This window comes from Streptomyces sp. Isolate_45, from assembly GCF_024721315.2.
Lineage (GTDB): Bacteria > Actinomycetota > Actinomycetes > Streptomycetales > Streptomycetaceae > Streptomyces.
The window spans coordinates 1-24,065 of record NZ_JANFAK020000008.1; the positions used below are offsets into that span (position 1 = coordinate 1).

Below are 24,065 nucleotides of genomic sequence, written 5' to 3' on the forward strand. Positions count from 1 at the left end.
CCCCCCCCCCCCCCCCCCCCCCCCCCCCCCCCCCCCCCCCCCCCCCCCCCCCCCCCCCCCCCCCCCCCCCCCGGCGGCTAGCGGTTGCTGTAGTACGTGCGGTCGGTGTCCTTGCCCGCGAGCTCGTGGGCGATGGGCCCGTAGTCGGTCTCGTGGTCCTCTTTGGCCGAGGTGAAGTCGGAGGCCATCTCGGCGGCTTCGTCGGCGAGCGACTCGGCGTCGGCGAGGACGCCGCGCATGATCGCCGCCGCGTCCCGGTGGGCGTTGACGACGACGCCTTCGACCCACAGGGTGCTGGCCGTGTCGGCCAGGCTGTCGACCGAGGCCGCGCAGCCCGAGACGTAGTTGTAGGCGCCGCGCACGGCCTCGCTCAGGTGGAGCATGCCGATCGAGGCCATGCCGAGCTTGGCGGTGACGACTGTGTACGTGATGCCGTCGTGGAAGAGATCCACGACCTTGCTGCCCATCGTGGCGAGGTCCACTGCTACTCCTTGTGGTACGAGGCGTCGGCGGGTGCGGTGTGGCCGAGGTCGCGGACCAGATCGGCCGCGGGCTTGTCGTGTTCGGCGGCGACCTGTCCGGCGTGAGCGATGGCCTCGGCCGCGCGGGGCAGGCCCTGTGCGACCGCTTCGGCCTTTTCCTGCACGACCCCGGCCCGTTCGATCAACTTCGTGCACCAGCCGACGAAGACCCCGGGCACGCTCTTCTCCATCAGTTCGGCCCGGAGGGCTTCGAGGGCGCCCACGAGTCCCTCGCAACGCTCGGCGACGAGGGTGGCGTGTGAGGCGCCCAGCAGGATCTCGTCCGCCATGTCCTCGTCGGATTCGATGACGTCGTAGACCGTGAGGTCCGCGTCCTTGAACTGGGTGCTCACCGGAGCGCCGCCCATCGGCCGGGCCCCCTCTCTGGGGTTGGGGAACTTGCAGATGATCGCGGGGCCCTGCCCGGGTGCAGAGCCCGAGGAGCCGGGGGGCAGCCCAAGCCGCTTGCTGCTGGTGACGGCCGTCGAGTCCGTGGGTTTGGGCTTGACAGGGTCGAGGCGGTGGAGGGTGTAGGTAGCCGTCATGCCGGGCGGCGGCTTGAGCCACGCGCCGTCCGGGTCGGGCGTTTGGGGCGGTGGAGTCTGCTGCTGACGCGTACTCCGAGACCGCGACCCGGGCCGCGAGCTCCCACCGGGCGCCGCGCTGCCCGATGTCGAGGTGCTACTCCGTCCCTGGGAGCCGGAGCGGGGAGCCTGCGTCCTCTTCTTCCAGAAGGCCCACGACCGGCCCGACTTACCCGCCGGCGGCGGCTTCTTGAGGTTCACCTTCGGGCCCGCGGTGGGGCCCGGCGTGCTGGTGGGCTGAGGCTTCGGTGGCTTGCGAAGGTTCACCTTCGGAGCGGAGCGCGTCCCGGCCGGCGGCTTCTTGAGGTTCACCTTCGGGCCCGCGGTGGGGCCCGGCGTGCTGGTGGGCTGAGGCTTCGGTGGCTTGCGAAGGTTCACCTTCGGAGCGGAGCGCGTCCCGGCCGGCGGCTTCTTGAGGTTCACCTTCGGGCCCGCGGTGGGGCCCGGCGTGCTGGTGGGCTGAGGCTTCGGTGGCTTGCGAAGGTTCACCTTCGGCGCGGTCGACGATGTTGGGCCGGGCCCGCCGGCGGGCTTGGGCGGCTTCACCAGGCTGACCTTCGGGCCGGTGGCGCCCGGCGTCGCGACAGGCCCGGGGGCCGCCGTCTTCGGCTTCTTGTGCCTGCTGATGACCGGGGTGCCGGGGTTCTTGCGGCGCTCGGCGAGCCTGCGCTGTGCTTCCTTGGCGGTCGCCTGCGCCAGCGTGGTGCGATTCGGATCGGCGGCCGCGACTTCCTTCTGCTTCTGCCGGGCCTCCTTCCGGGCCCTACGAGCGGTCTCTCGCGCCTCGGCCCGGGCCGTGCGCTCCTGTTCCTTGCGGGCGCCCTTGGCTTCGATGCGCTCGTTGCGAACCTTGCCCCGGGCCGCCTGCCGGGCCTCCTTCACCGCGTTCGTACGAGTGCGGGCAGCCTCCCGGTCCTTGGCCCGGCCGTCCAACCGAGCAGTCTGCCGGGCTGCGGCCCGCTCCTGGCGGCCCCGTGCTCGCTCGACGGCCGGGGAAGCACTGGCGTTCGAGGACTTCGCGCCCTTGGGGGACTTGACCCCCTCGGAGACCTTCCCGGACGCCTTCGGGTCCTTCCCCTTGTTACGGCCTGTCCCCGACGACGAGGGGTCCTTACTGTTACCGGCGCCCTTCGAGGGGCCCTTGCGGGCCCCCGGGCTCGCGCCGGAGGACAGGGCCCCCGGGGTCTTGCCCGGTGCGTTGCCCGGCTTGTGGGGGTCCGGCGTCTTCCTGGAGGGCGTGCCCGCCGACCCCTTGGACGTCGTCTTCCCCTTGGGGGAGGCGGCGCCCCCACCGCCGGAGGACCCTGAGCCGGGCTTCCCCCCGTTCTTGGTCGCGCTGCGGCCGAACTCGGTGGGGGACTGGATGCGTCCCTTGGCCCGAGCCTGCGTAGCGTCGTCGGTGATCTTCTGTAATGCCGCAGCGTTCTCCGCCTGTGCCTTGATCCGCTCGGCCCTGGCCTTCACCGCGGCCTGGCGGACGGGCGCGAGTTCTTCGAAGCGCTGACGCCGGTCGCCGATCCACTGGTTCATGCCACGCAGGGCGGCTACGGCGATGCCCACGGCGAGCACCATCGCGCCCCGCGCGCCCTCCCTGCCCGGCGCGCCGGCACCGGTCGTTGCGACGGCGGCGCCTTCGGACCGTAGTCCGGCCGAGCCGCGCACCACTCGAAGTCCCGGAAGTGCCGGGACCGGGGGTGGAGGAACGGCCGGAGCGGGAACCGCGAGCGTCGGCAGCGTACGAGTCGGAGCGGCGACGGGCGTCGCAGTCGTGCCCGCGGCCGCTGTCGTACCGGGGGCCGGGGGAGCCGGAGGGACAGCCGGCGGCGGCGGGGGTAGCACCGGCGGGGGCGGAGGTGGGGGCGGGGGAGGGGGCGGAGGTGCGCCCCCGGTGGGCCGGAACGGGAGCACCCGGCCTTCGTCGTCGGTCACTTTCCCTCCAAGGGGGGTTGACAGAACGTGACCGCCTCGCGTACGCGCGCGCGTGTCCGCGCGCCCGCGTGTCCGCGCGTCCGCGTAATGCGCGCGCGAGGCGGTCACGGTCCGGGTTGAACCACTGATTGATTGACTCGCTGGTCACGCTTCGTAGCGACTGACCCAGGTGGCGATCGTGCGCGAGAGGTCGTTCCACGCTTCCGGATCGCCGTTCGTCTCGCGGGCCGCGGCGATGGCCCGGGCCCGCTCCATCCAGGACTCCGCCAGGCCGCGCGGGCCGCGTGCGGCCCGCTCCGCCTGGCGCTTCTCGAAGTGCGCCAAGCGGTTGGCGGCCATCCTCTCGGCCTTGGTCTGGGCTCCCACAGGGGTCAGGCGCCCTTGCGCAGGCCGTTGAAGACGTCGTCGAAGCGGCTCTTGTCGCCGCCCGAGTTGGTCTCGGTGGCCGGGGAGGCCTCGATCTGCTGCTGGACGCCCTTGGCCAGCTCCTTGCGCTGGCGCTTCGCGTCCCGCTTCTCCTCCCGCTTCTCCGGCAGTTCCTCGTAGGAGCGCTGGTAGCGGGCGTTGAAGGCGATCAGGTCCGCGAGGGCGGCTTCGATGTCGTCGGCCGCCTTGAACAGCGGTCGCAGCGTGTGCCAGGCCCGCAGGCTGGGCTGCCCGGGCAGATCGCCCGGGAGACGCTCGATCTCACCGACCTCGGCTTTCATCTCGCGCGCCAGCCGGCGCAGGTCGTCCACGATCGGGTGGAGCTGGGCCCGCCGCTGCTCCAGGTGGATCGCGCGGTTGGTGGGCGTCTGGAGAATGTCCGGGGTCCACTTCTGGGCGGTCATGAGGTGCCTCTCAACTCAGTTGGTCGGGGAAGGCAGAGCGGTAAGTGCTACGGCTCTACGGCCGCGCGGCCGCGGTCTCGCGGACGGTGCGGATCTGATTGCGGAACCATTCGGTTCCCTCGATACCGAAGGCGGTGAACTCCGCTGCGAGAGCGGTAGGACTGGGGGTCTCACCGCTCTGGAGGAGCTCGGCGACCCGGGTCCGGACCGCCTCGCGCTGCTCGGGGGTGGACGGGTTACCGCCGGGCTTACCGGCGCCCTTGACCCCTGCCTTACCGGTGCTCTTACCGCCCCCGGTACCGCCCGGGTTACCGGTGGCGGTAGAGGCGGGCCTACCGGTCGAGTTACCGGTACCGGTAGGAGGCCGGTTACCGGTCTCGTTACCGCTACCGGTAGAGGCGGGCCTACCGGCGGGATTACCGGTACCGGTAGAGGCGGGAGTACCGCCCGGGCTACCGGTACCGGCGCCCGGCTTACCGGTAGCCGCTACCGCCGCAGGGGGGGCGGCGGGGCTACCGGGCTGTGATGCCGTCCCGCTCTTGGTGTGGTCGCCGTCCAGCAGGTGGTGCACCCGGTAGACGATGAAGACGAACGTCAGGACCACGATGGTCGTGAGGCCCAGGACGATCATCCAGCCGTAGGGGTTGGCGGGGTCGTGGACCCCGCCTCGCTCGGCGAGGTGGTAGGCGAGGTTCGACGCCGCCATGATCGCGAGCGCCTGCCGCACATCCGCCTTCTGCTTGAAGGCGACGACGGCGTATACGTCGACGCTGAGCGGGAACAACGGCGCGACGTATTCGTGGAACCCGACCAGCCGGGCCAGTTGGTATTCCCCGGTTGCGGCAAGTCCGATGCCGGCGGCGAGTGCGACCCACGGGGCGGCGCGCCAGGCCCGGGTGCTGATCCCCTCCCGCTTCGCCGTCCTACGGGCCGCAGCCTGGAGGTCGGCGAGGTACTTCTCCGCGTCGGCCTCGCGCTGCCGGGCTGCGGCAAGCGCCGCGGTGGCCTCACGGACCAGATCCGACTTCTCCCGTTCAGCAGCAGTCAGGATCTCCCTCGCCCGACCGCGGGCCGCGACCTCCGCGTTCGCGCGGAGTGCCGACAACTCCTCGGCCAGTCGCGCTTTCTGCGTTTCGCGCTCCAGCGCGTACTGCTCGCCGAGCTCCGCGAAGCGCACTTCGAGGTCGCGCCGGGCCCGGTCGTACTCGGCCCGGGCCACGTCGAGGTCGGCTGCGATCTGCGTGCGCCGCCCGGCCAGCTCCTCGTCGAGGACGAGCTGGGCGCGGCGGCGGGTCAGATCGAGCTCAGAGTCGAGGGCGGTCCGGGCTGCGGTGATCTCCCCGGCCGTCTGCTGCGCGCCGGCCAGGATCCCGGCCGCGTCGGCGAGCGCCTTGCCATAGGCGGCCTCCGATGAGGCCCGACGCATGGCCACCAGGGTGGACGCGCGTTCCTCAGCCTCGGCGAGGACCTCTTGTACCTGCTTCTCCGCATCCGCGAGCAGCTGCTCGACCTGTGTCTCGGCGGCCACGACGGCCTCCTCGGTCGCACGGTCGGCATCCGCCCGGGCGGCGTCCAGAAGCTTCTGGGCGTCGCCACGGGCATCGGCGCGAATGTCGGCGGCTTCCGTCTCGGCCCGGAGCAGTCGCTCCGCGGCTCCGTCGGCCACCTCGGCCAGCACGCGGCGCGCATCGGCGGCCGCCGACTGGCGGATCCGATGCACGTGTTGCTCGGCCTCGTGGATCAGGCCCGCCGCTTCCTGCGCACCGGCCCATCGGGCCGTGTCGAGGATGTCGGCGGTGCGGTCACGAAGATCTGCTGTCCGGGCGTTTGTCGCTTCCTGAACGTCCGGGTTGGGTGGAACGGCAGCCGCGCCGGCGGAGCGCCGCAGCTGTGGGGTCGTGGCCGGCGGCTTGCGGGTCGCCGTCTTCCGGGGGGTTTTGCGGGTGGCTGTACGGGCCGCCACGCCAACTCCTTTCGTGCGGGTGGCCGCCGTACGGCGGCCACCCTGGGGCGTGTGATCCGTCAGAGCCGGGCGAGGCCGGCGTTGAGTCGATCCAGCGCGCCGGTCAGACGCATCCCCGCGTGCTCGATGCGGCGCCGGAACCTCAGGTCACCGGTACGGCGAAGCTCCCTGTCCGCCTCGGTCACCGGGCCGTGGACGAGCTCGTCGACGTGCTGCTCCAGCCACATCCAGGCGGTGCCGCGCAGCATGCGCAGCAGCTCAGCCGTGGCGTACAAGGCAAAGGCGACGCCAACCACGGTCAGTACCGTGGTCCGCCGGCGGATCGTACGGACGATGCCCCCGACCGGTCGGGCCTCCAGGGCAATGGCCGCGAGGTTCTGGTGACCCTCGAAGTCGGCGGCCGACCAGGTCTCCATCGGACCGCGTGCCTGCTGGAACTCCTCGATGGCGGTGATGGCGGGCGAAGTAGCCAGGGTGGTCATGCGGTCACCTCCTTCTGGGCGTTCGGGGCGGCCGTCGTGTCGGCGACCAGTGGAATCGTCGAGATGACCACACCCGTGGTCAGGGGGCGACTGGCGTCGCGGCCCCACCCGCCGGTGGCGATGCCGAAGTGGAGCCGGGCGGCCCCCTTCGCGTCGTCCACGGACCGATGCGCACTGATCGCCTCGCCGTGATTCAGGAGGACGCAGACGTGGCCGGCCCCGTGGTCCGCGAGATCCAGGCGGCTGCGGAGTTCACGCATCTCCACCGCCTGCTTGGCCAAGATCTGGCGCAATTCGTGGGCGTCTGCCAGGGCGGCGTCGCGCTGCTTGCGCGCCTCGTCCCGGCTCTCCTCCATGTCGACCGACTCAGAGAGAGCCACCGTCACGGCGCCCTCGGCATCCAGCAGCTCGGCAAACCGCCCGGCCCGAAGCATCTTGTACGGCCAGAACTTCACTTCATTCCTCCAAGCGCGAGCACGCTCTGGGCGTGGCGGCGCAGGGCCGCCTCCGCCGCCTGCCGGGCCTCCTCGGCCTTCCTCACCGCTTCCGCGGCCTCGGCGGCGCTCACAGCAGGGTGGAAGGGTCGGCGATGACGATGCCGGTCAGCACCGCAAGCTCCTCGGCGCTGACCCACCCCTCCGGGATGAGCACGCGGAGGGTGACGGTGCCCTGGCACATCGACCCGGTGACCGCGAGTCGACCGCTGGACAGCCGCAGCGGCTGAGCGTTGTCGATCTCGGCGAGCAGCGCCGGCAGCACACTCGTGGCGGCCGGCGCCACGGTGAAGGTGACGATGATCGTGGAAGGGGCGACCTCGAAGGCGAGCTCGACACCGAGGCGGGCGAGCTTCTGGACCGACTCGAACAGCGGGAAGGCGTCGGCGACGGCGTCGGTGACGTCCTCAACGATGCCGGTGTAGTTCAGCGGCAGGTCGGAGGGCATGATGGTCATGCGGATCAGCTCCCTGTGAGATTGGGTTTGGTCCGTGCAGACCCCCGGCACACATGGCGCTCCAACGCCGTGCCGGGGGTCGCGCCGTCTGTGCGGCGCGGTGAGCGGATGGGGAGTTGCACACGCTGGCTGTGAGTTCGCCAGCCCCGACCCCACCCCTGGGGCCCTGCTCAGATCCGCTCTCGGGTGCCATGCGGCCAATCCCCCACTCAAGGCCTCACCCGCCAGAAAACCGCAGGTGAGGGGGGTATCTCGTCGTAATGACGGCAGGGGCGCCGCGCCCGAAATTCAGTCCACTGTGGAGTTCAGAAGGAACAAGTGGCCATCCATCACCCCACTCGGTAGAGCGAGTTCACTGGAGCAGCAAGGAAAACGTCGCCCCTTCCATCCAACTATCTTCCGGAAGATTTCCGGGGCATGGCATGACTATGAGCCCGCAGAGCGGCGCCTGTCAACCGACTCGGCGAGCTTGTCTTCCGGAACTTTTATGGAAGACTGATCGCGTGAAAGGAGGTGGGCTGAGGTGGCCTCGAAGTGGGAATCCCTGGTCAGTCAACTGAAGGCACAAATCGATGCAGGGGAGTACCGACCAGGGCAGAAACTGCCAACGGTGTCCGCGATGGTCACCGCCGGCGAAGGCAGCACAACGACCGTTCACCGCGCATACGCTGAGCTCGAAGCAGACGGTTATGTGGTCATGCGTCGACGCGGGGGGACTATCGTCCGCGACCGCACCATGGCCCGGATCCGCCTGTCGCGGTACTCCAAGGTCATGGAGCCGGGCGGGTCACGAGGCCCATGGGAGACGGCCCTTGCCGAGCAAGGCCTGGACGGACGGATGGCGGTGCTCGCACCGGAGATTTTGGACGCACCTCGTGATGTCGCGGCATCCCTGGAGCTGCCCGAAGGCTCCCAGGTCGTTCGACGGCGACGGCATGCATTGATCGGCGACGAGGTAGTGCAGCTGCAAGACGCTTGGTACCCACTCGGGCTCGCGCGCCAGTCTGGACTCGACAGCCCCACCAAGATCGTTGGTGGGGTCCTGGGAGCCATGGCAAATGCAGGCATCGAACCGACCGAGGCCGAAGAGCGCATCCGCGCCTGGGTACCCACGCCAGAGGAGGCGGTCGGCCTTTCCATCGGTAGCCGAGTCCCCGTCATCGCGATCGAGCGAGTCACCCGCGACGAAACCGGACGCCCCCTCGAACTCCTTCGCATTGTGGGCGCGGCGGATCGCCTAGAGCTGATCTACGACGGCCTACCCCTCAAGAAGCGCCGGCGGCCGGCACGGCGCCCTCCCGCAGGCGGGAGCAACACTCCCTGACCGACAGGGCCCACTCACACCGCCGCCGCGCCGACATCCAAAGGCTGCGGCCAACAGCAGCCCCCACAGGGTATCTTTCGAGGATCAGACGGCAGAGGTGAAGAGTGACTACCGTTCCTAACCCCGTGGCATCCATCGACGTCCTGCTGGACAACCACGCACCCCTTCTACCGCCCTCCGTCCGCGGCCCTCTTCGGCGGGCCGCAGGATTGACGCAGCGACAGGTAGCCAGGGAGATCGGCGTCCAGCCGCTGGCAGTCAAGCGCTGGGAGGCAGGTTCGGTGGAGCCCCGGCCGGGTGAACGACGCATCGCCTACAGCCGCCTCCTCCAGGGCCTGGCTCGCCGATATCCGGAGGTCCTGTCCATGTGTGAGGCCTAAACATGCTGAAGGCCGCCCCTGCGCCAACAGGAGCGGCCACTACAGCAATCCGACTCGCCAGCTAGCAGCGCCCGAGTCGTGTCCGGTGAGGTGACCTCGCCGGGGGTGATTCCCGTGAGCCCAAGGGCCCGCGCGGTCACCAGTACCCAGGATAAGGCGTGCCTCACACTGAGGCCACTATCTACGAACCTTGTCTGGTCACATTGCCGCCCACGACTCCCCGATCCAGGGGAGACCCAGCACCATGTTCTTCACCCGATTCACGACACGCCGCGGCGCCGAGACAACCCAATGGGTCGTGTCCGGCAGTCGTGCGCTCCGGGCCGCCGTGGAGGTGACCCGATGACTAGCCCCACCGACCTGCCGGGGGGCGCAGAGGAGTACGGCGGCGTCGATCCGAACGCCACCATCGTCCGGGGCACCGGACCGCGATCGGTCACCTTCTATCGCGAGATGGCCTTCGGTGGCCAGGTCGTACACAGCCTCGACTACGTGGTGCTGACGCACGTCCTGTTCGCCATCGCGGCGAACGAGGAGATCACCGTTCCCGGCATCTGGAAGCGGCTCCAGGCCCTCGGTATCCGGTCGGCGAAGAACTCCAAGGAGTTGGTCGGCAAGAACTCCGTCTACGAGTCCTTCAACCGGATCATCGAGGCCGGATTCATCCGCCGCGGTCGGCTCCCGCACCCCGCCGGCGGGGGCCGCAAGGGGAAGGTCGTCTACCAAGTCTTCGAGTTCGTAGCCGACAACCCCGACCACCAAGGCGCCCCCTTGACTCCACTTCCCGGAACCGGGGAAGTGGTCAGCAAGGATCACGTTTCCGCAGGTCAGGCCACTTCCCGGAACCCGGGATCTGGTGTTCCGGGATCTGGCTTCCCGGGAAGTGGTGCGAAGCGCGTTCCCGCAGGTCAGCCCGCTTCCCGGGTGCCGGGAAGCGGCAGTGCTCTCCCCCCCACACCCCCCCGGGGGATGGAATCCCCCCTTACCCCCGGAGCCACAACGGTCCCGACCGTCTCGGTCGACGCAGTGACGGGGGGGAGGGGGAGGGAACGCTCCGCTCGACAAGCCAAACCCTCTATTGACCCCGCCGTGTTCGAGGCTGCGGTCGAGTTCCTTCTTGACCTGCCCGGCAACTGGGCTTGCGGTCTCGGACTTGCGAAGAAGAGCGCGCCGCTTCTGGTCGAGGCTTGTGCTCGTACCGGCTGGGAGCTGGGTCCGGCTTTGGCTGCCGAGCTCACCAAGAACCCTGACGGCCTCAAGCAGCCCTGGAGGGCGATTCCCAAGCGCATCGAGGAGGACCTCAAGCGCAGGTCCGCCAGCCCGGTCCAGGTTGAGCCCGAGGGCCAGCGTTGCCCCCACCACCCGTCTCGCAGCCTGGCCGAATGCCCGTGCCAGCGCGCAGGTAACGAACCCTCGGACGCAGACGCTGCGGCTGGTGAGTCCGGGGGCGACGACTCGGCGGCCGGCGGGAACGTCGAGGACGTGAGGGTTGCTCTTAACGTGCTGAGCCAGGGAGCCCGAGGCAGCCGCAGCCGGAACGGGCGCGCTCAGGGCCTCAAGAAGATGCAGCAGCAGCGAGTGGTCGAAGAGTCGGCCGATCGGGCCCGCTACCTCGATGAGCTGGCCGGGCTCATGCAGCACGAGCAGACCGGCGCTTAACCCCGAACAAGAGAACGCGGCGGCCGAATCTTTGGTCGGAGGCGGCCGCCGCGGTGACCCACCTGAGCAGGAGAGATCACATGTCCATCGTCGCACCTTCCTTCGCAACCGAGGACGCCGGCTTCGGTGTCGAGCCGCCGGAGTTCGAGCACCGCTTCGATCGCGTTCCGCCGAACGACGAGGAGGCCGAGGCGTCCGTTCTGGGCGGTGTCCAGCTGTCCAAGGACGCCATCGCCGACCTCATCGAGATCAAGCTCAAGCCCGAGCACTTCTACCGCCCGAAGCACCAGACGATCTACCGCATCGTGCTGGAGATGTACGCGAAGGGCGAGCCTGTCGACCCCATCACCCTCAGCGCGGAACTCCAGAAGTGCGGTGAACTCACTCGGATCGGAGGAGCCTCCTACCTTCACGCCCTGGTCCAGGCCGTTCCCACGGCAGCGAACGCCCAGTACTACGGCGAGATCGTCAAAGAACGGGCAACTTTGCGGGGCCTGGTCGAGGCGGGAACCCGTATCACGCAGATGGGATACGCAGCCGAGGGCGAGGTGACCGACGTAGTCGAAGCGGCGCAATCCGCAATCTTCGCTCTCGTCGAGCAGCGCACCGACGACACGCTCGCCCCCGCCTCGGTGGGCATGGACATCACCATCGAACGGGTGGAGGCACGCGGCAAGAGGGGCGCCGGGCTGACTGGGGTACCCACCGGCTTCACCGACCTTGACTTGCTGACCCAAGGCTTTCAGGCGGGACAGCTGATCGTAGTCGCGGCTCGTCCCGCTATTGGCAAGAGCACCCTGGCCATGGACTTCGCGCGCGCGGCCGCGATCAAGAACGAGCTTGCCACGGCCTTCTTCTCGCTGGAGATGGGCCGAGAGGAACTCCAGCTTCGTCTGCTGTCCGCCGAGGGCGGCGTCGCTCTGCACCACCTGCGCTCGGGCACGATGACCGACGAGGATTGGGCGAGGCTCGCGAAAGCCATGCCGCGGGTGAGCGGAGCACCGCTCTTTTTGGATGACGCCCCGAACCTGTCAGCGCTGGAGATCCGCACCAAGGCCCGGAAGCTGGCCCAGAGCCACGACCTCAAGCTGATCGTCATTGACTACCTTCAGCTGATGGAATCCGGGGCCTCCCGGCGCGCTGATAACCGACAGGAGGAAGTCTCCGACATGTCCCGGAAACTCAAGCTTCTGGGCAAGGAACTGGGAGTTCCGGTCATTGCCCTGTCCCAGCTGAACCGTGGACCTGAGCAGCGCGCGGACAAGAAGCCGCTGATCTCGGACCTGCGCGAGTCCGGAGCGATCGAGCAGGACGCCGACATGGTGATTCTCCTTGACCGCCCCGACGCGTACGAGAAAGAGAGCGCGCGGGCCGGCGAGACCGACCTCATCGTCGCCAAGCACCGGAATGGCCCCACCGCCACCATCACAGTCGCGAGCCAGCTGCACTACAGCCGATTCCGCGACATGGCGAACACGTGAGAAGAGGGTGTGGGGTCTCGCGCACCGTGTTCCAGAGGGAGCAGATCACCGTGATTCCCAAGCGAAGAGTCGACCAGAGCCCGGTGGACAGGGCAGACTCGGAGCAGACCGAGAGGGGCCTGACGCGATGACCGCACAGCCGATCCATCCGCACGACCCGGACCCGAGGGTGCCCCGCAACGCGAACGGCATCGCCGAGGCCTTGGCCGGCACGCGGCGGGTGGAGTTCCTGCGCCAGCTCTTGGCCGCGGCCCCCGAGGAGGCCGAGGGCGTCCTGCGCCACTGGTGGTGCGAAGCGATGCTCGATGCGGACCCGGCGGGCGACCGACTCGCAGCGGCCGCGCTCGACGGCACGCTCCGCACGACCACGGTCGAGGACCTGATCGCCCGGCGACGTCAGGCAGGCAATCCCGTTGAGTGAGCCGCACGAAGAGCCTGAGGGCTGGCCGTGCGTGCTGTCCGACGAGGTCACCAGCCTCCTCCTGGACCCGGCGCTCCCTGCTGATGTGTTCGGTGCGGTGGTGGCCGCCACCGTCCTGATAAACGAGATGCGCGGCGAGGTACCCGGCGCCACGATGTCGGCGAAATGGCCCGAGCAGCGGCGCATGCCGCTCGGCCCGGACGGCTCGCTCGGCGTCGCCGAGTACGTCATCGTCGCCCACGCCGAGCCGCCGCAGATCGTCCTCACCCGCGTCCAGCTGTACTGACCGACCGTTCCCGACTGCAAGGGCCCGGCGAGACGCCCCCCTCTCACCGGGCCCTTCGGCGTGCCGTGCCCAGGCCGCCGGGGAGGACCCGAGCACGGCGCCCCGGCCGCCCGTCTCACCACTTAAGAGGTGAGTTTGGGTTTCGTGGAGGAGGCGGCGTGATCGGTGAGGTTCGGCGGAGGGAGAGAGCCCTGGTCGGTGACGGCCGTCAGGAGGATCCTGATGCTGTGCCCAGGAAGCCCCCTGTACGGCGCTGCGCGCAGTGCGCGCGCCCACTCCCGCCGGGGTCCCGGTCCTCGCGGAGTTTCTGCTCGACGTCCTGCCGCACGCGGTCGTGGCGGCAGTCGCGGGCCCGCCTGGCCGCGCTCGACGCCGGCGGCGAAGCGCTGCGGGCCCTGATCGAGGGCCGCCGCCATCCCTGGCCCCGGTTTCGATGCCCTGAATGCGGCTCGGCCTGGTACTCCGCAGACACCCCCTTCGGCGTGCGGAAGCGCTCGGACAGTCGCTACTGCTCGCACCGGTGCAGGACCAGGGCATGGCGCCGTCGCGTTCGGCAGGCGTCACCCGGTGACGCCTCTCGGTGACGCCATCGGCCCCGGGGTGTTGGGTGGGCGGCAGCGGCCGGTGGATGGGTGTCCGGTGACATCGATGCTGGATCGTTTGCCATCGAAGTTGGACCGCTCGGCAGCGCGGCGCGGAAGCCTTCTGTACTACGTCCAGCTCGGTTTCAGGCTGCGCTGTCCAACGGGGCTCTTACAGAAGCGCGTTGCGCTCCGCACTTCGCCGATAGACGTCATGTGCCGCCTGGGTGACGAACCCAGCGACGAAAGCGACCGGGCTGCCATAAAGCAGAGGGCCCACGTCGGAAATCCAGTCCCCGATGGCGAGAACAGCGACAACGTCGAGGTAGTAGAACAGGAACAGTGCCCCTTGGCCGAGCTTCGTCATCGTCCATCCCCCATGTGGTCACCGCTCTTTCGCCCATGGCATGCCCGGTCCATTACGGTCCGACACCGCGCAGAGCGGCCCGCACCACCCTGCCCAGCGCCGTGCCGATCTCGCGTGATCGCTTCGTTCCCCAGCCCCACGGCCCCGCCCCTTCGGTATCCGCGATCTTCCTTGGTCCTCAGGCCACCGAGCTCCAGGCCGGTCCAACTTCGATGGCAAACAGTCCAACATCGATGTCACCGGACAATGGGTGCAGCGCTTCCGTGGGGCCGCCTACTGTCACATGGCATGCGTGGCCGGCGCGGACGGCGGCTGCGGGCGCGCGGGGCTGTGAAAAGAAGGCCGGCGGCGGGGGAGGGGTGCCCGGGTGGCTGTCCGGTATGCCGGGCCGGCGGGTCGAGTCGGGCTGGGCGCCGTACCCCCGCCGTCACGGATGCGGGAGCGTGAGGCGCACGGACGCTGATGCCTTGGCCGGCGGGGAGCCGGCTGCTGCCGCGATGGGGCCGATGCCGTCCATCTCGCTCCGCTCGTCCATGCATCGTCGTGGTCCGACGTCCGCCCGCCGGCCCCGAGGGTTGCTGAAATCGGCTGAGAAAGTGCTCTGACCTGCGGGTTCAGACTTGACCCCCGCCCGAAAACTTGAGAGTATTAGACATGTCGGAAGGGGGTGGGAATCCCCGACCGACACGGCCTCCGGGTCACACCGAGAGCCCCTTCAGCGAAAGATGAGCTCCGTCATGTCGAATGCCCGCTTCCAGCCCGCCGTCTGCGTGCTGGTCCCCAGTCCGGACGGCCGGTCCACCGTGGCCCAGGTCATTCGCGGCACCCACGTGGACGGCGAGACCCTCGCCGCACGCCTCTACGAGTACTACGTCCACCGCCAGGACGAAGGCGACGTGCTCCCCGCCGACCTCACTCTCGACACCGTCCTGCACCACCTCGGCGAGCAGGGCGCAATCTGCACCGAGGGCTGGCACGAGTCCCTGAACGAGCCGAGCGACGCCGCCGCCGAGATCACCTGGCAGTGGGCGCGTGCGCAGATCGAGCGTCTCCTTCCCGGCCTGTCGTGGGAGGTCGACCCCGAACAGAGGCACGCCATGCCCTGGGAGCGCACCACCAGCTGACCGGGCCCGGTGCGGGCGGGGGCGGGAATCCCCGCCCGCACCGGTGGCCGGCACGCCGAATCACCTCAACCTCAACACCATGGAGCATCAGCATGACCAGCACGCACAAGAAGCCCGGCCGCAGCGCCACCTCCCTCCCCGCCGGCGGGTCGTCCCACCCGCCGGTCGACCACGTGAGCATCGGTCAGATCGCCCGCGTGGCTGTGGGGCTGCTCGGTGAGGGCTGGAACCTGATGGCCCGGAAGTGGGGGACCGTCGCCGAGCTCCTCCTCGGCGAGGACGAGGGCGAGGACGCCGCCCGGTTCGAGCTCGGCGTGGACGACGACTACGACCTCTACCTCATCAGCCAGCAGTGGGCACTCACCCCGCACATCTTCTCCGGCCGCTACGACACCGTCGCCGACATCGCCGGGGAGGTCGCACGCGCCGCCGAGGCCCTGGCCGTCCAGGTGTTGACCGTAGCCGGCGGCGCCGGCCCGGTCGAGGATCTCTTCCGCGCCGAGGAAGCCCTCCTGGCCGAGCGTTCCGCGGCGCCGGGTGCGCGGCGGATCAACGGCGCGGAGATGTACGCGGATCTCCTGGGCAGCCGGATCCAGCACGCGTTCCTGCCCGCGGCGAACGCCTTCGACCTGGATGCCGAGACCGGGCTCGCGTACGTGCAGGTCTCCGACGGCTTCGAGGCGAGGCAACTGCGTTGCGTCGCCTGCGGAAGCCAGGAAGGCCTGGTGGCGCTCCGCCACACCCCCCTGGACACCACCGGCCGGTACATCGGGAGCCGCTGGTACGGCCCGCGTGTGAGCGAGTCCCTGGTGTGCCGGCTGCACCATGCGGCCCCCTCGGTCCGAGAGCGCCTGACGCGGCAGAGCTGACCCCCAGAACACCCGGGAGGGCGGGGGCGGGAATCCCCGCCCACCCGGGAACCACCGAACAACCTCAGGAGAAGAAGCATGCTGACCCAACTCTTCAGCGTGGACGGCACCACCCATGGCCCCTACGCTGCGCTCCCGGTCTCCGGGTCCTGGTTGCCCGACGACTGCATCAGCGTCGACCGCGTCACCGCCGGCCGCATCGTGTGCGACCTCAACACGCTCGACGCCGACTGCGGAATCGCCGGCGTGTGGATGGGCGACGACCTCGCCTTCCTCGTGGAGGACGGTGCTCACCGGGTCTGCCCCGACGCCGACGGCCGCTACAGCATCGGCGGTCTGTGGGCCTGGAAGAAGCTCGCCATCTGACATCGCCACCTGCCTGGCGAGCGGCGTCCGGGAGGGCGCCCCCGGCGGAGATCGAACGGGAGCTCTTAGTCGGGGGTGCGCTCACACGCGACGCACCTTCGACGGCCCCGGACCCTTCTGCGCGCGGGGACGCCCGCCCGGCGCCGGCGCCGGGCGGGGATGACCGACCAGCCCCCGACGTGCCGAGACGCGCTGCGAAATGTGCTCCGACCTGCATGGGTGAGCTTGACCCAACCGGCAAAACTTGAGAGTATTAGGCACGTCGGGAGGGGGGCGGGAATCCCCCAACCGACGTCGGGCCCCCGGGCCCATCCGTCAACCTCAACTCGAAGGGAAAACCTGTGACTCTCGTCCCGACCGCCAAGACCCCCACCGTCGCCATCGCCCGCGTCCTTCGGGAGCTCGGCCTCCAGCAGGGCCGCAGTAAGGACTTCCGGATCATCGGCCTCTATGTGAACGGCGAGCGCGACCACACGCACGTGGTCCTCCTCTCACGTGAGGCCGAGAACGTCGTAGCCGCGAACGCCGACCGGATCGAGGAGCGCACCGGCCGCGGCCCGTACCCCTTCACCGTCTCCGTCCGGTACACCGGCGGCGGCCTCCCGATCTGCACCGTCCGAAACGTGCGGGCCGGCCGCGTCCGTGAGACCCCGCCCGCCACTCCGGCCGCCGCCCCCGTCGAGGAGCCGGCCGCCCCGGCCGTGGAGGAGCCGGCCGCCGAGGTCATCGACTACCGCGAGGAGCACCGCCAGCAGGAGCAGGCCAAGGCCCTCAGCTGGTCCGCCCAGCAGGCCGGCACCGTCGACCACGCCGCGACCGGCCGCCTGTTCCTCGACCAGGACGGCGCACTACGCCACGCGGCCGACGCTTCCCGCACCGGCCGCCGCGTCGCCGCCTACCTCCTCCCCCCGCTCGTCGCCGCCGGCTTTCTCACCGTCACCGCCCCCGACCCGGCCGGCCGCGCCACGGTCGAGCTCACCGCCGACGGCCGCCGCGCACACCTCGTGTGGACCCGCCAGACCCCGGCCCCCGTCCTCAAGAACCGCGGTCAGCACGCCGAGTCCCTCCGCCCCCTCTGCAACGGCACCGAGGCCCGCCGCCGGGCCGCCGCGTTCGACGCCGAGATGACCCGTCGCCAGGCCGAGCGCGACGCCTGGTACGCGGAGGCCGCCGTCCGCTGGGCCGCCGAGGACCGGGAGGACCTCCTCCGCGATGTCTGGGTCAAGGCCGAGGAGGTCCGCAACCCCTACGCCAAGCGCCCGGCCGGATGGGTCCCGACCCCCGAGCAGGTCGAGGAGCACCGACTCCCCACGGACCTCGTCACCGAGCTCCACGCAGAAGCCGCCCGCCTCACCCCGGCCCCGCAGGCATCGGCCGCCGCGCCCAGCGTCCCGGCCCGCCTCCCCGTCGTCCCCCGTCAGCTCACCCGATCCCACCACCACAACCGGCCCACCCGCACCCGAGGAGCCACCGAGGTCAACGACTCCCCGCACACCGAGGCCCATGCCCGTGCCACCCTGGTTCGCGCGGTGAGCCGCAGCTACGGCGTCGACCGGGAGGACGGCCGGGTCCTCCAGTATTTCCGCGGCCTCACCGTCAACTCCGACGTCCCGGCCAGCCGCCTGACGGGGGTCCAGCGCGAGGACCTCGACATCATCGAGCAGGCCGGCCCGCGCGCCCGGTTCGAGGAGCAAGACGGCGCGGAGGTCGTCACCACTGGGTGCTTTCGCATTCCGCCGGGGCGACCGCCCGATACCGCAGATCTGGGAGCAGGTAGCCAAGTTCCCCGTCAGGGACGGTGCCCACGGCGGAGCCCGGTTTCGCCGGACCGGGTGACTGATGCCAGTCCGATGGGGGAGTGGGGAGGGAATCCCGCTCCCCTGGTGCTTGAACGCTTCAATCAGGAGCAGGTTGCGCCGCAGAGGCCCCGTACCCTCGCGATGGGGTACGGGGTGCAGTCTTCCACGTGGAACTGTGGGAGATCGTCGATCGCGCCCGCGGCTGAACGGCCAGGATGCGGACATCAGACGGCCCGGCGGGGCGCAAAAGCGTGGGAATCCCGCCGGGCCTTTGATCTGGCCACCGAGGGCCCTCAACAAGCCCGTCAACCAGATCGGGCACCATTATCGCATCGACCCGACACCATCAGGAGCGCACTCCCGTGAAGACGATCGACGGCCGCCTGTGGGCGACCCGCGAGGACCTGATCACGCACAGCGGTTACAGTCGGGCCACCCTGGCGAAGCTGTGGTCCGCGCGCGAGGACAACAACCACCCCATGGCCCGCGCCATCGACGGCGTCATGCACTGGGACCTGGAGTTGTGGGCCCAATGGTTCGAGCGGCATCAGGCCGACCGCAAGAAGTCGGACGCCGAGGCCAGGGTCGACCGCACCGGTGACCCGGACGAGGAACTCGCGCCGGCGGCGCAGGCGCGGCTGCTCGGAATCGACCCGAGCCGGATCACGCAGTACGGCAAGAATCCTCCGCCCGGCTGGCCCGCTCCCGTGCGCGTCGAGGAACTGCCGACCCGGGTGCGCGAGTACCGGACCCGGCGCCAGCTCTGGGGATTCGTGGACGCCAACGCTGCGTTCGGAACAGCCGGCGGTCGCCCCTCCGGGCCCGCCGCCGAGAAGGGGCCGGACCCCCGCATCCAGTTGGCCGTCGAAGCCCTGACGGCCGACCCAGACAGAAGGCCCGGAGAGGTCGCCGCCGATCTCGCCCGCCGGCACGGCCAGTCCATCGACACCTGGAAACGCGTCGTTACCGAGGCTCGGCGAGGAAGCCGCTAGCGCCACGTATCGAACACGGTCGGCATCCTCCGGAGACGGCGGGCGCCGGCCTTTTCCGTGCCTCAGAACCATCCTGGGGGCCACCCTCCGTTCGACGATGCGCGCAGGCGCGCGGGGGCGAACCGGGGCCGAGTGGACGGTCCGACCCGGGGGTGTGGCGCGGCGCCGGAGATGTCGATCTATGAGCCGCGCCAACGCTCGGGGGGCGGCTGTACCGGGTTACTGGCGGCCTTGACCCGCACTCTAAAAATTGAGAGTATTGGATGCGTCGGATGGGCGGGAATCCACGCCGACACACACCACGAACCTCACCATCAGGAGCGTCATGCCCGACCAAGTACTGCTGCACCACCTGTTCGCGCCACGTGATGAGAGCACGCCCAGACGCGATCCTCTCAAGGATGTCATTCGTCGCCCCTAGCGCACGCTCACGCCGCAGGAGACGGAGATCGTCCGCGACATGGATGCCCTGACTCTGCATCGCGCACTCCACCTGGGCATCGTGGACCCCGTCGCGACCAAGCCGTCATCAGGCCGCGAGATGAGCGAGGCCACTGCCGCCTGGGTGCGCGGCACGGTGTGGCCCGCATACCTACGGAAGGGCGAGGAGATCGACGAGGGCTACCCGTGGGGATTCACACGCTGGAGTCAGTGTGAGAGGGGCACCTGCTGGAACTGCCTCAACGGCCGCTGTGACCTCTGCATCCACCGGCAACAGGGTGGCCCCGCGGTGGAGACGGTGGAGACGGATGGCGTGTATTTTCCCGACGGACGAGTGGTCGCAGACCTGATTCTCCGCCCCGACGGAGGGCCCTGTGTCTGGTGGTGTCGCTGCCCGTGCCCGAAGGATGGGCTGGCGCCGGAGAAGCCGAGAAGGAGGGCGAAGGCGGTCGAGGTGGAAGCGACTCCGCTGCCGGCGCCGACCGACGTTTCGCCGCCATCGACGCACGCACCGTTCGAACCGGTCCAGGACGGTCTCTTCTGAACGTCGGCCGCCACTTCGTGCGTCGAGTGGTCTAGCTGAGACCACGGACCATGAGTGCAGGCTCGCAACCCTCAAGCGGCAGCCGGCCGGTTCTCGGATGCCCGGGCAGAGACGCGCCCGTTGCCCGGATGCCGCTGGCCAAGGCCGGAGTGGGAAGTGACCGCAACAACGAAAAGGGGCCCCGCTGAGCGGGGCCCCTCAGTGCGTCTTCGTGAGTTCAGCCGGCCTGACCTCCGGCGTCGACCAGCGGCACGTCAACGGCCGTCTCCTGCGCCGGGATCGTGGCCACCGGTGCGGCGTCGGTCGACCTCTTGGCGACAGCCTTCCGAGTGCGGGGCCGGCCCTTCGGCCGCCTCACCGGCTCGTCGATGCCGATCTCCGTCAGCTCCTGGGGCGACCATCCGGCGACCTCGGCGTCGGCGTACGCCTTCCCGTACGGCTCATCGAGCGCGGCCAGGCGTCGAAGCAGATCAGCGCGCTCGTCCTGGATCTGCGCGAGAGGCGCGATCGCCTCGGCGCGAGCAGCCTGAAGCCGCTCCATGCGTTGCAGAATCTCGTGTGCAGACATGCGGGTATCGTACGTCGCCCTGAGCCTGGCAACGTTGCCAAACTCCGACAACGTGCCGCAGAGGTAATGCTTTTGAGCCTGCGTCAAACCCGAATGCCCGCACGGATATGGAGACCTTGGAAAGCAGAAGCGAGTTGTGGATTACTGGGCCCAGTAATCCGTATCCCCGGTTTCTGCCCACTACTGTGGGAGCCCCGGTGATCATTGGTCCGAGCACGGACCGGGGGGTTGGAGAGGCGCTGTGGCGGAGCCTGCATCGGCGGATGAGCGGCGGAAGACCACCGTGAGCCGCCGCGGCCGCGAGGACAGCGGCCCTCGCGGTACCCGTATCAAGATCTCGTACAACGAAGACGAGCTGACTGTGGTGCGTGAGGCGGCGAGACGCGAGTGCCAGGCCGTTGCCGCCTACGTGGGTGAGGCGGCGCTGGCCGTGGCTGCCGAGAAGGTGGCTCCGGTGGCGGCGTCGACGAAGGACGTGGTTTCAGAGCTGATCCAGGCCAGACAACAGGTCGCGAGGATCGGCAACAACCTCAACCAGATCGCCAAGGCTTTGAACGCCGACGGCGAGGTGACCGCAGCGCAGCTGGCCGCCGTTCTGCGGGCTGTGGAGCCGGCTGTGCGACGTCTGGACGAGGCGACGCTCGTGCTGATGCGTGAGCGGCGGCCGCGGGGATGATGCCGAAGCAGGCACGGGACGGTGATGACACCTGTGGGCTGTTGAGGTATCTGTACGGTCCTGGAAAGCGGGACGAGCACGTGGACCCGCGCATGGTCGCTGCGTGGGCGCCGTATGTCGGTGACCCGGCTAGGTCGCCGGGTACTTCGCTGGCAGACCTCGCGCTGTTGTTGGACGCGCCGGTGTACGCGTTGAAGGGCAAGAAGCCGCCGCTGCCCGTCTTCCACGTGGCAGTGCGGAATGCTCCCGAGGACCGGATCCTGACGGATGATGAATGGGCCCGGATCGCACGGGAGATGATGCACGCCTCCGGGATTCACCCTCACGGTGATGACCAGGCCTGCCGGTGGGTCGCGGTCCGGCACGCCGATGATCACATCCATATCGTGGCCACTCGGGCGCGGGAGGACGGGAAGCAGCCGGATCTCGGCTGGAGCAAGCTGCGAATGCAAGCCGCCGCGCGAGGCTTCGAGGTCGAGCTGGGACTGCGACGGCTGACGCATGGTGATGGAACGCCGCGAAAGTGGCCGAAGACCGGGGAGAAGGAGAAGGCCGAGCGGCGGGGACTTTCGGAGCCAGTGCGCGTCACCCTTCAGCGCGTGGTTCGGGAGGCAGCTGCCGCCGCCACGAACGAGACGGACTTCTTCGCTCGGCTCGGCACCGCAGGAGTCCGGGTCCAGCAGAGGATCGCCCCGGACGGAAACATCACGGGCTACTCGGTGGCGATGCCGGGCGACCGCGACTCCGCGCACACTCCGATCTTTTTCTCCGGGTCCAAACTCGCGCCGGACCTCTCTCTTCCGCGGGTACGCGAGCGTTGGCAGACGCCGATCCCTTCGGTGGCCTCCGTGGGACAGCTTTGGCGGCTGGCTGAGGCGAAGGTTCGGGAGGCCGGCGAAGAACTCGGAGCCGGTGGGCGTTCGGAGGGTGCGGGAGAGGTGGCTGCGCTCGGCGATTTGATCGTGGTCGCTGCCGTGACCGCTCCGCGCCTTGTGCGCCGTCAGCTGAAGGAAGCGGCGTACGAGTTCGAGCGGGCCTCGCGAGCTCCTGGCGACCGAGCCTTGGAGGGGCAGGCGCGGGGGCTGTATCGACAGTCGGCACGGACGCTGTCGCAATCGGTGTCCGCGGTCGGCCGCAATGACACAGCGGCTGCACTGGGGTTCCTTCTTTCATTGGTGACAGCCGTTGACGCCGCAATCCGTTGGCATCAGGCGCAGACGCATCGGGCACAGGCGGAGGCGGCCGGGAGAGCCGGACGGTTGCTGCGCGAGGCGGTCGAGGTGACCGCCGGGGCGAACGCCGCGCGTGGCTTCCGTCCCAGGACGCGCACTCCACGACCGGGTTCCGCCCGGCGAGGTGCGGCCGCACCCGGCAATCGCAGCGTCATGACCGCTGTGGTTCAGGAAGCACTGCCTCGGCAGGCCCCGGCCATTTTGGTGGATGCGGCCTGGCCCTCGCTGCGTGCGCGCCTGCTGGAGATCCAGAGGTCGGGCAATGACCCCGTCGAGGTGCTGACCGCAGTTGCTGCCAGTCGCGAGCTGGCTTCGGCGGACTCGGTCGCCGAGGTGTTGGTGTGGCGACTGTACGGGTGGGAGAGGCAGAGGCAGGAGGCCGTCGCCGCGACCACGAGACCGGCTTCGGAGACTACGGGAGGCAAGGGGAGACCGTCGGGTCCGATTCGCGGAAGGGCGCCGTCCGAGCCTGGACGCCGTCCACCCGGTGATGAGCCGTTCAAGGGCCCGAGACGGGCCCGCTGACCAAGGGGAGATGCGGTATGGGTACACCAGCAGGTACGCCGGCACCGATCGAGGGGGAGCCGGTTGAGGAGTCTTTGAAGGAGGCGATGCAGAGCGCGGTGATGGCCGTGAAGCTGGTCATGGCCATCGCGGGCGCGGTACGCCGCTACCAGCAGAGCCAGAACGGCGTGGAGCGGAAACTGCCGCCGCCGGACGAGGCGGTTGACGAGGTGAAGGAGGAGACGAAGAAGCTGTTTCCGTCCGACCTCGGCGTGGCTCTCATGGAGGACGCGGAATGGCCTCAGATGGCTCAGCAGCTGAAGGCGTTGAAGGACGCCGGCGTGGACCTGGAACTGTTCCTTCCGCGCGTAGGCGAGATCGCGGTGACGGTACGGGACGCCGTGGCCGCCAACGCCGCCCGGGTGGCCCAGGACGGCACGGACGAGTGGGAGAAACTGCTTCGGGAGACGATGCCGGCAGGGCCGGTGCGCGAGGCGATCCTGAGCTCGCCGACGTGGCCCGACATCGCGGCGAAGATGGGAAGCCTTGACGAGAGGGGGGTGGATGTCCGGGAGATTTTGGAGTCGGCCCACGATGAGGGCCTTGGCGTCGACCAGGCCGTCGCCAAGGTTCTCGGGGCGGGCACGGGACCGCGGGCCAGTCGGGACACTTTGACGGCATACGGGCCGCTGACGACGGGCCTGGACGTGCCCCGCAATCTCGACCTTGCCGACCGGCAGCGGGCGATGCGGCAGCTGTCCATCTCACCCAAGGAAGACGACCGCTTCAAGCGCATGGTGCGCGAGGCACTCCCGGGCCGCGAGAACGATGCGGCCCTGCTCATCACGGCCAGGAAGTGGCCGCTCATCGCCGCGCGAATGGCCAAGATGGAGGGCGAGGGCATCGACCTGGAACCCCACCTGGACAAGTTGACGGAGAACACCTCGTGGGAGAAGGGGTCTCCGTCGGGGCTCAGCTCCCGCCTGCTGGGGGCCACCAGTCGTGCGCTTCAGAGTCCGCTCGATGGGCCGTCGGATTCGGCCGGGCTGGTGAACTCTGCGGCGGCCAGGGCAAAGTCGTCCGGGGGTCCTACTAAGGCCCCGGTGGCCAAGGCGGCGACGCCCACGACGCCGGCCGTGGCCGCGCACCGGACGGTCGGGCAGCCTGCCAAGCAGGGCAGGTCCAGGTAGT

The 24,065-nt window shown here is 69.6% G+C and carries 25 protein-coding genes; 15 read left to right on the forward strand and 10 right to left on the reverse strand.

All coding sequences use genetic code 11. From position 1 onward, the window contains the following. Positions 1–77: 77 nt before the first annotated feature. From NOD94_RS04620 to NOD94_RS04655, 8 genes are all read right to left on the reverse strand, one after another. Positions 78–482, reverse strand: coding sequence for a hypothetical protein (locus NOD94_RS04620; protein WP_281204387.1), 405 nt, complete (start codon positions 480–482; stop codon positions 78–80). Between the two features lie 2 nt (positions 483–484). After that, positions 485–2,665 (reverse strand): hypothetical protein, encoded by a 2,181-nt coding sequence (locus NOD94_RS04625; protein WP_281204388.1) that lies wholly within the window; start codon positions 2,663–2,665, stop codon positions 485–487. A gap of 513 nt (positions 2,666–3,178) precedes the next feature. Continuing rightward, a complete protein-coding gene (locus tag NOD94_RS04630; RefSeq protein ID WP_281204389.1) occupies positions 3,179–3,373 on the reverse strand; it encodes a hypothetical protein in 195 nt (64 codons plus the stop codon). A gap of 32 nt (positions 3,374–3,405) precedes the next feature. After that, a complete protein-coding gene (locus tag NOD94_RS04635) occupies positions 3,406–3,864 on the reverse strand; it encodes a hypothetical protein (RefSeq protein ID WP_281204390.1) in 459 nt (152 codons plus the stop codon). 55 nt (positions 3,865–3,919) lie between these two features. Then, positions 3,920–5,827 carry a hypothetical protein gene (locus NOD94_RS04640; protein ID WP_281204391.1) on the reverse strand — a complete coding sequence of 636 codons (1,908 nt, stop codon included), beginning with the start codon at positions 5,825–5,827 and terminating at the stop codon, positions 3,920–3,922. Between the two features lie 59 nt (positions 5,828–5,886). Beyond that, positions 5,887–6,309: a hypothetical protein gene (locus tag NOD94_RS04645; protein ID WP_281204392.1), complete on the reverse strand. Its 423-nt coding sequence runs from the start codon at positions 6,307–6,309 to the stop codon at positions 5,887–5,889. Then, the gene (locus tag NOD94_RS04650; protein ID WP_281204393.1) at positions 6,306–6,764 is read right to left on the reverse strand and encodes a hypothetical protein; all 459 of its coding nucleotides are present in this window, start codon (positions 6,762–6,764) and stop codon (positions 6,306–6,308) included. The genes NOD94_RS04645 and NOD94_RS04650 overlap by 4 nt, the downstream gene beginning before the upstream one ends. 109 nt (positions 6,765–6,873) lie before the next feature. Next, positions 6,874–7,260: a hypothetical protein gene (locus NOD94_RS04655; RefSeq protein WP_281204394.1), complete on the reverse strand. Its 387-nt coding sequence runs from the start codon at positions 7,258–7,260 to the stop codon at positions 6,874–6,876. Between the two features lie 523 nt (positions 7,261–7,783). Here NOD94_RS04655 and NOD94_RS04660 point away from each other — a divergent pair. The 6 genes from NOD94_RS04660 (at position 7,784) to NOD94_RS04685 (ending at position 12,811) form a co-directional block, all read left to right on the forward strand. Further along, entirely contained in the window at positions 7,784–8,584 is an 801-nt protein-coding gene (locus NOD94_RS04660) for a GntR family transcriptional regulator (protein WP_281204395.1), read from the forward strand. A 125-nt stretch (positions 8,585–8,709) separates the two neighbouring features. Further along, positions 8,710–8,964 (forward strand): helix-turn-helix transcriptional regulator, encoded by a 255-nt coding sequence (locus tag NOD94_RS04665; RefSeq protein WP_281204396.1) that lies wholly within the window; start codon positions 8,710–8,712, stop codon positions 8,962–8,964. Between the two features lie 342 nt (positions 8,965–9,306). Continuing rightward, entirely contained in the window at positions 9,307–10,623 is a 1,317-nt protein-coding gene (locus NOD94_RS04670; RefSeq protein WP_281204397.1) for a hypothetical protein, read from the forward strand. An 80-nt stretch (positions 10,624–10,703) separates the two neighbouring features. Continuing rightward, positions 10,704–12,104: a replicative DNA helicase gene (dnaB, locus tag NOD94_RS04675; RefSeq protein WP_281204398.1), complete on the forward strand. Its 1,401-nt coding sequence runs from the start codon at positions 10,704–10,706 to the stop codon at positions 12,102–12,104. A 127-nt stretch (positions 12,105–12,231) separates the two neighbouring features. Then, the gene (locus tag NOD94_RS04680; RefSeq protein WP_281204399.1) at positions 12,232–12,525 is read left to right on the forward strand and encodes a hypothetical protein; all 294 of its coding nucleotides are present in this window, start codon (positions 12,232–12,234) and stop codon (positions 12,523–12,525) included. After that, complete coding sequence (locus NOD94_RS04685) at positions 12,518–12,811, forward strand: hypothetical protein (protein ID WP_281204400.1); 294 nt, start codon at positions 12,518–12,520, stop codon at positions 12,809–12,811. The genes NOD94_RS04680 and NOD94_RS04685 overlap by 8 nt, the downstream gene beginning before the upstream one ends. A 753-nt stretch (positions 12,812–13,564) precedes the next feature. Here the strand turns inward: NOD94_RS04685 and NOD94_RS04690 are convergent. Beyond that, positions 13,565–13,759 carry a hypothetical protein gene (locus NOD94_RS04690; RefSeq protein ID WP_281204401.1) on the reverse strand — a complete coding sequence of 65 codons (195 nt, stop codon included), beginning with the start codon at positions 13,757–13,759 and terminating at the stop codon, positions 13,565–13,567. Positions 13,760–14,496: 737 nt separating this feature from the next. Here NOD94_RS04690 and NOD94_RS04695 point away from each other — a divergent pair. From NOD94_RS04695 to NOD94_RS04720, 6 genes are all read left to right on the forward strand, one after another. Next, positions 14,497–14,883: a hypothetical protein gene (locus tag NOD94_RS04695; RefSeq protein WP_281204402.1), complete on the forward strand. Its 387-nt coding sequence runs from the start codon at positions 14,497–14,499 to the stop codon at positions 14,881–14,883. Between the two features lie 92 nt (positions 14,884–14,975). Continuing rightward, positions 14,976–15,752, forward strand: coding sequence for a hypothetical protein (locus tag NOD94_RS04700; protein ID WP_281204403.1), 777 nt, complete (start codon positions 14,976–14,978; stop codon positions 15,750–15,752). Between the two features lie 78 nt (positions 15,753–15,830). Continuing rightward, entirely contained in the window at positions 15,831–16,118 is a 288-nt protein-coding gene (locus NOD94_RS04705; RefSeq protein WP_281204404.1) for a hypothetical protein, read from the forward strand. A gap of 341 nt (positions 16,119–16,459) precedes the next feature. After that, on the forward strand, positions 16,460–18,283 hold the full coding sequence (locus NOD94_RS04710) for a hypothetical protein (protein ID WP_281204405.1): 1,824 nt from the start codon (positions 16,460–16,462) through the stop codon (positions 18,281–18,283). Then, entirely contained in the window at positions 18,280–18,909 is a 630-nt protein-coding gene (locus NOD94_RS04715) for a hypothetical protein (protein ID WP_281204406.1), read from the forward strand. Before NOD94_RS04710 ends, NOD94_RS04715 begins: the two co-directional genes overlap by 4 nt. Before the next feature lie 460 nt (positions 18,910–19,369). Then, complete coding sequence (locus tag NOD94_RS04720; RefSeq protein WP_281204407.1) at positions 19,370–19,894, forward strand: DUF6248 family natural product biosynthesis protein; 525 nt, start codon at positions 19,370–19,372, stop codon at positions 19,892–19,894. 217 nt (positions 19,895–20,111) lie between these two features. Here NOD94_RS04720 and NOD94_RS04725 read toward each other — a convergent pair whose 3' ends face one another. Beyond that, on the reverse strand, positions 20,112–20,462 hold the full coding sequence (locus NOD94_RS04725; protein WP_281204408.1) for a hypothetical protein: 351 nt from the start codon (positions 20,460–20,462) through the stop codon (positions 20,112–20,114). 241 nt (positions 20,463–20,703) lie between these two features. Here NOD94_RS04725 and NOD94_RS04730 point away from each other — a divergent pair, with 241 nt between their 5' ends. The 3 genes from NOD94_RS04730 (at position 20,704) to NOD94_RS04740 (ending at position 24,064) form a co-directional block, all read left to right on the forward strand. Next, positions 20,704–21,138 (forward strand): MobC family plasmid mobilization relaxosome protein, encoded by a 435-nt coding sequence (locus NOD94_RS04730; protein WP_281204409.1) that lies wholly within the window; start codon positions 20,704–20,706, stop codon positions 21,136–21,138. A 92-nt stretch (positions 21,139–21,230) separates the two neighbouring features. Next, positions 21,231–22,895 (forward strand): mobilization protein, encoded by a 1,665-nt coding sequence (locus NOD94_RS04735; protein WP_281204410.1) that lies wholly within the window; start codon positions 21,231–21,233, stop codon positions 22,893–22,895. 17 nt (positions 22,896–22,912) lie between these two features. After that, positions 22,913–24,064, forward strand: a complete 1,152-nt coding sequence (locus NOD94_RS04740; protein ID WP_281204411.1) for a hypothetical protein — start codon at positions 22,913–22,915, stop codon at positions 24,062–24,064. The last annotated feature ends 1 nt before the right edge of the window (position 24,065 follow it).

Excerpts from the sequence above, each read along its gene's own strand:
- NOD94_RS04630 (WP_281204389.1), bottom strand. The coding sequence starts at position 3,373 with ATGGCCGCCAACCGCTTGGCGCACTTCGAGAAGCGCCAGGCGGAGCGG.
- NOD94_RS04635 (WP_281204390.1), bottom strand. The coding sequence starts at position 3,864 with ATGACCGCCCAGAAGTGGACCCCGGACATTCTCCAGACGCCCACCAAC.
- NOD94_RS04645 (WP_281204392.1), bottom strand. The coding sequence starts at position 6,309 with ATGACCACCCTGGCTACTTCGCCCGCCATCACCGCCATCGAGGAGTTC.
- NOD94_RS04655 (WP_281204394.1), bottom strand. The coding sequence starts at position 7,260 with ATGACCATCATGCCCTCCGACCTGCCGCTGAACTACACCGGCATCGTT.
- NOD94_RS04670 (WP_281204397.1), top strand. The coding sequence starts at position 9,307 with ATGACTAGCCCCACCGACCTGCCGGGGGGCGCAGAGGAGTACGGCGGC.
- dnaB (WP_281204398.1), top strand. The coding sequence starts at position 10,704 with ATGTCCATCGTCGCACCTTCCTTCGCAACCGAGGACGCCGGCTTCGGT.
- NOD94_RS04680 (WP_281204399.1), top strand. The coding sequence starts at position 12,232 with ATGACCGCACAGCCGATCCATCCGCACGACCCGGACCCGAGGGTGCCC.
- NOD94_RS04690 (WP_281204401.1), bottom strand. The coding sequence starts at position 13,759 with ATGACGAAGCTCGGCCAAGGGGCACTGTTCCTGTTCTACTACCTCGAC.
- NOD94_RS04695 (WP_281204402.1), top strand. The coding sequence starts at position 14,497 with ATGTCGAATGCCCGCTTCCAGCCCGCCGTCTGCGTGCTGGTCCCCAGT.
- NOD94_RS04700 (WP_281204403.1), top strand. The coding sequence starts at position 14,976 with ATGACCAGCACGCACAAGAAGCCCGGCCGCAGCGCCACCTCCCTCCCC.
- NOD94_RS04705 (WP_281204404.1), top strand. The coding sequence starts at position 15,831 with ATGCTGACCCAACTCTTCAGCGTGGACGGCACCACCCATGGCCCCTAC.
- NOD94_RS04720 (WP_281204407.1), top strand. The coding sequence starts at position 19,370 with ATGGATGCCCTGACTCTGCATCGCGCACTCCACCTGGGCATCGTGGAC.
- NOD94_RS04725 (WP_281204408.1), bottom strand. The coding sequence starts at position 20,462 with ATGTCTGCACACGAGATTCTGCAACGCATGGAGCGGCTTCAGGCTGCT.
- NOD94_RS04735 (WP_281204410.1), top strand. The coding sequence starts at position 21,231 with ATGGTCGCTGCGTGGGCGCCGTATGTCGGTGACCCGGCTAGGTCGCCG.
- NOD94_RS04740 (WP_281204411.1), top strand. The coding sequence starts at position 22,913 with ATGGGTACACCAGCAGGTACGCCGGCACCGATCGAGGGGGAGCCGGTT.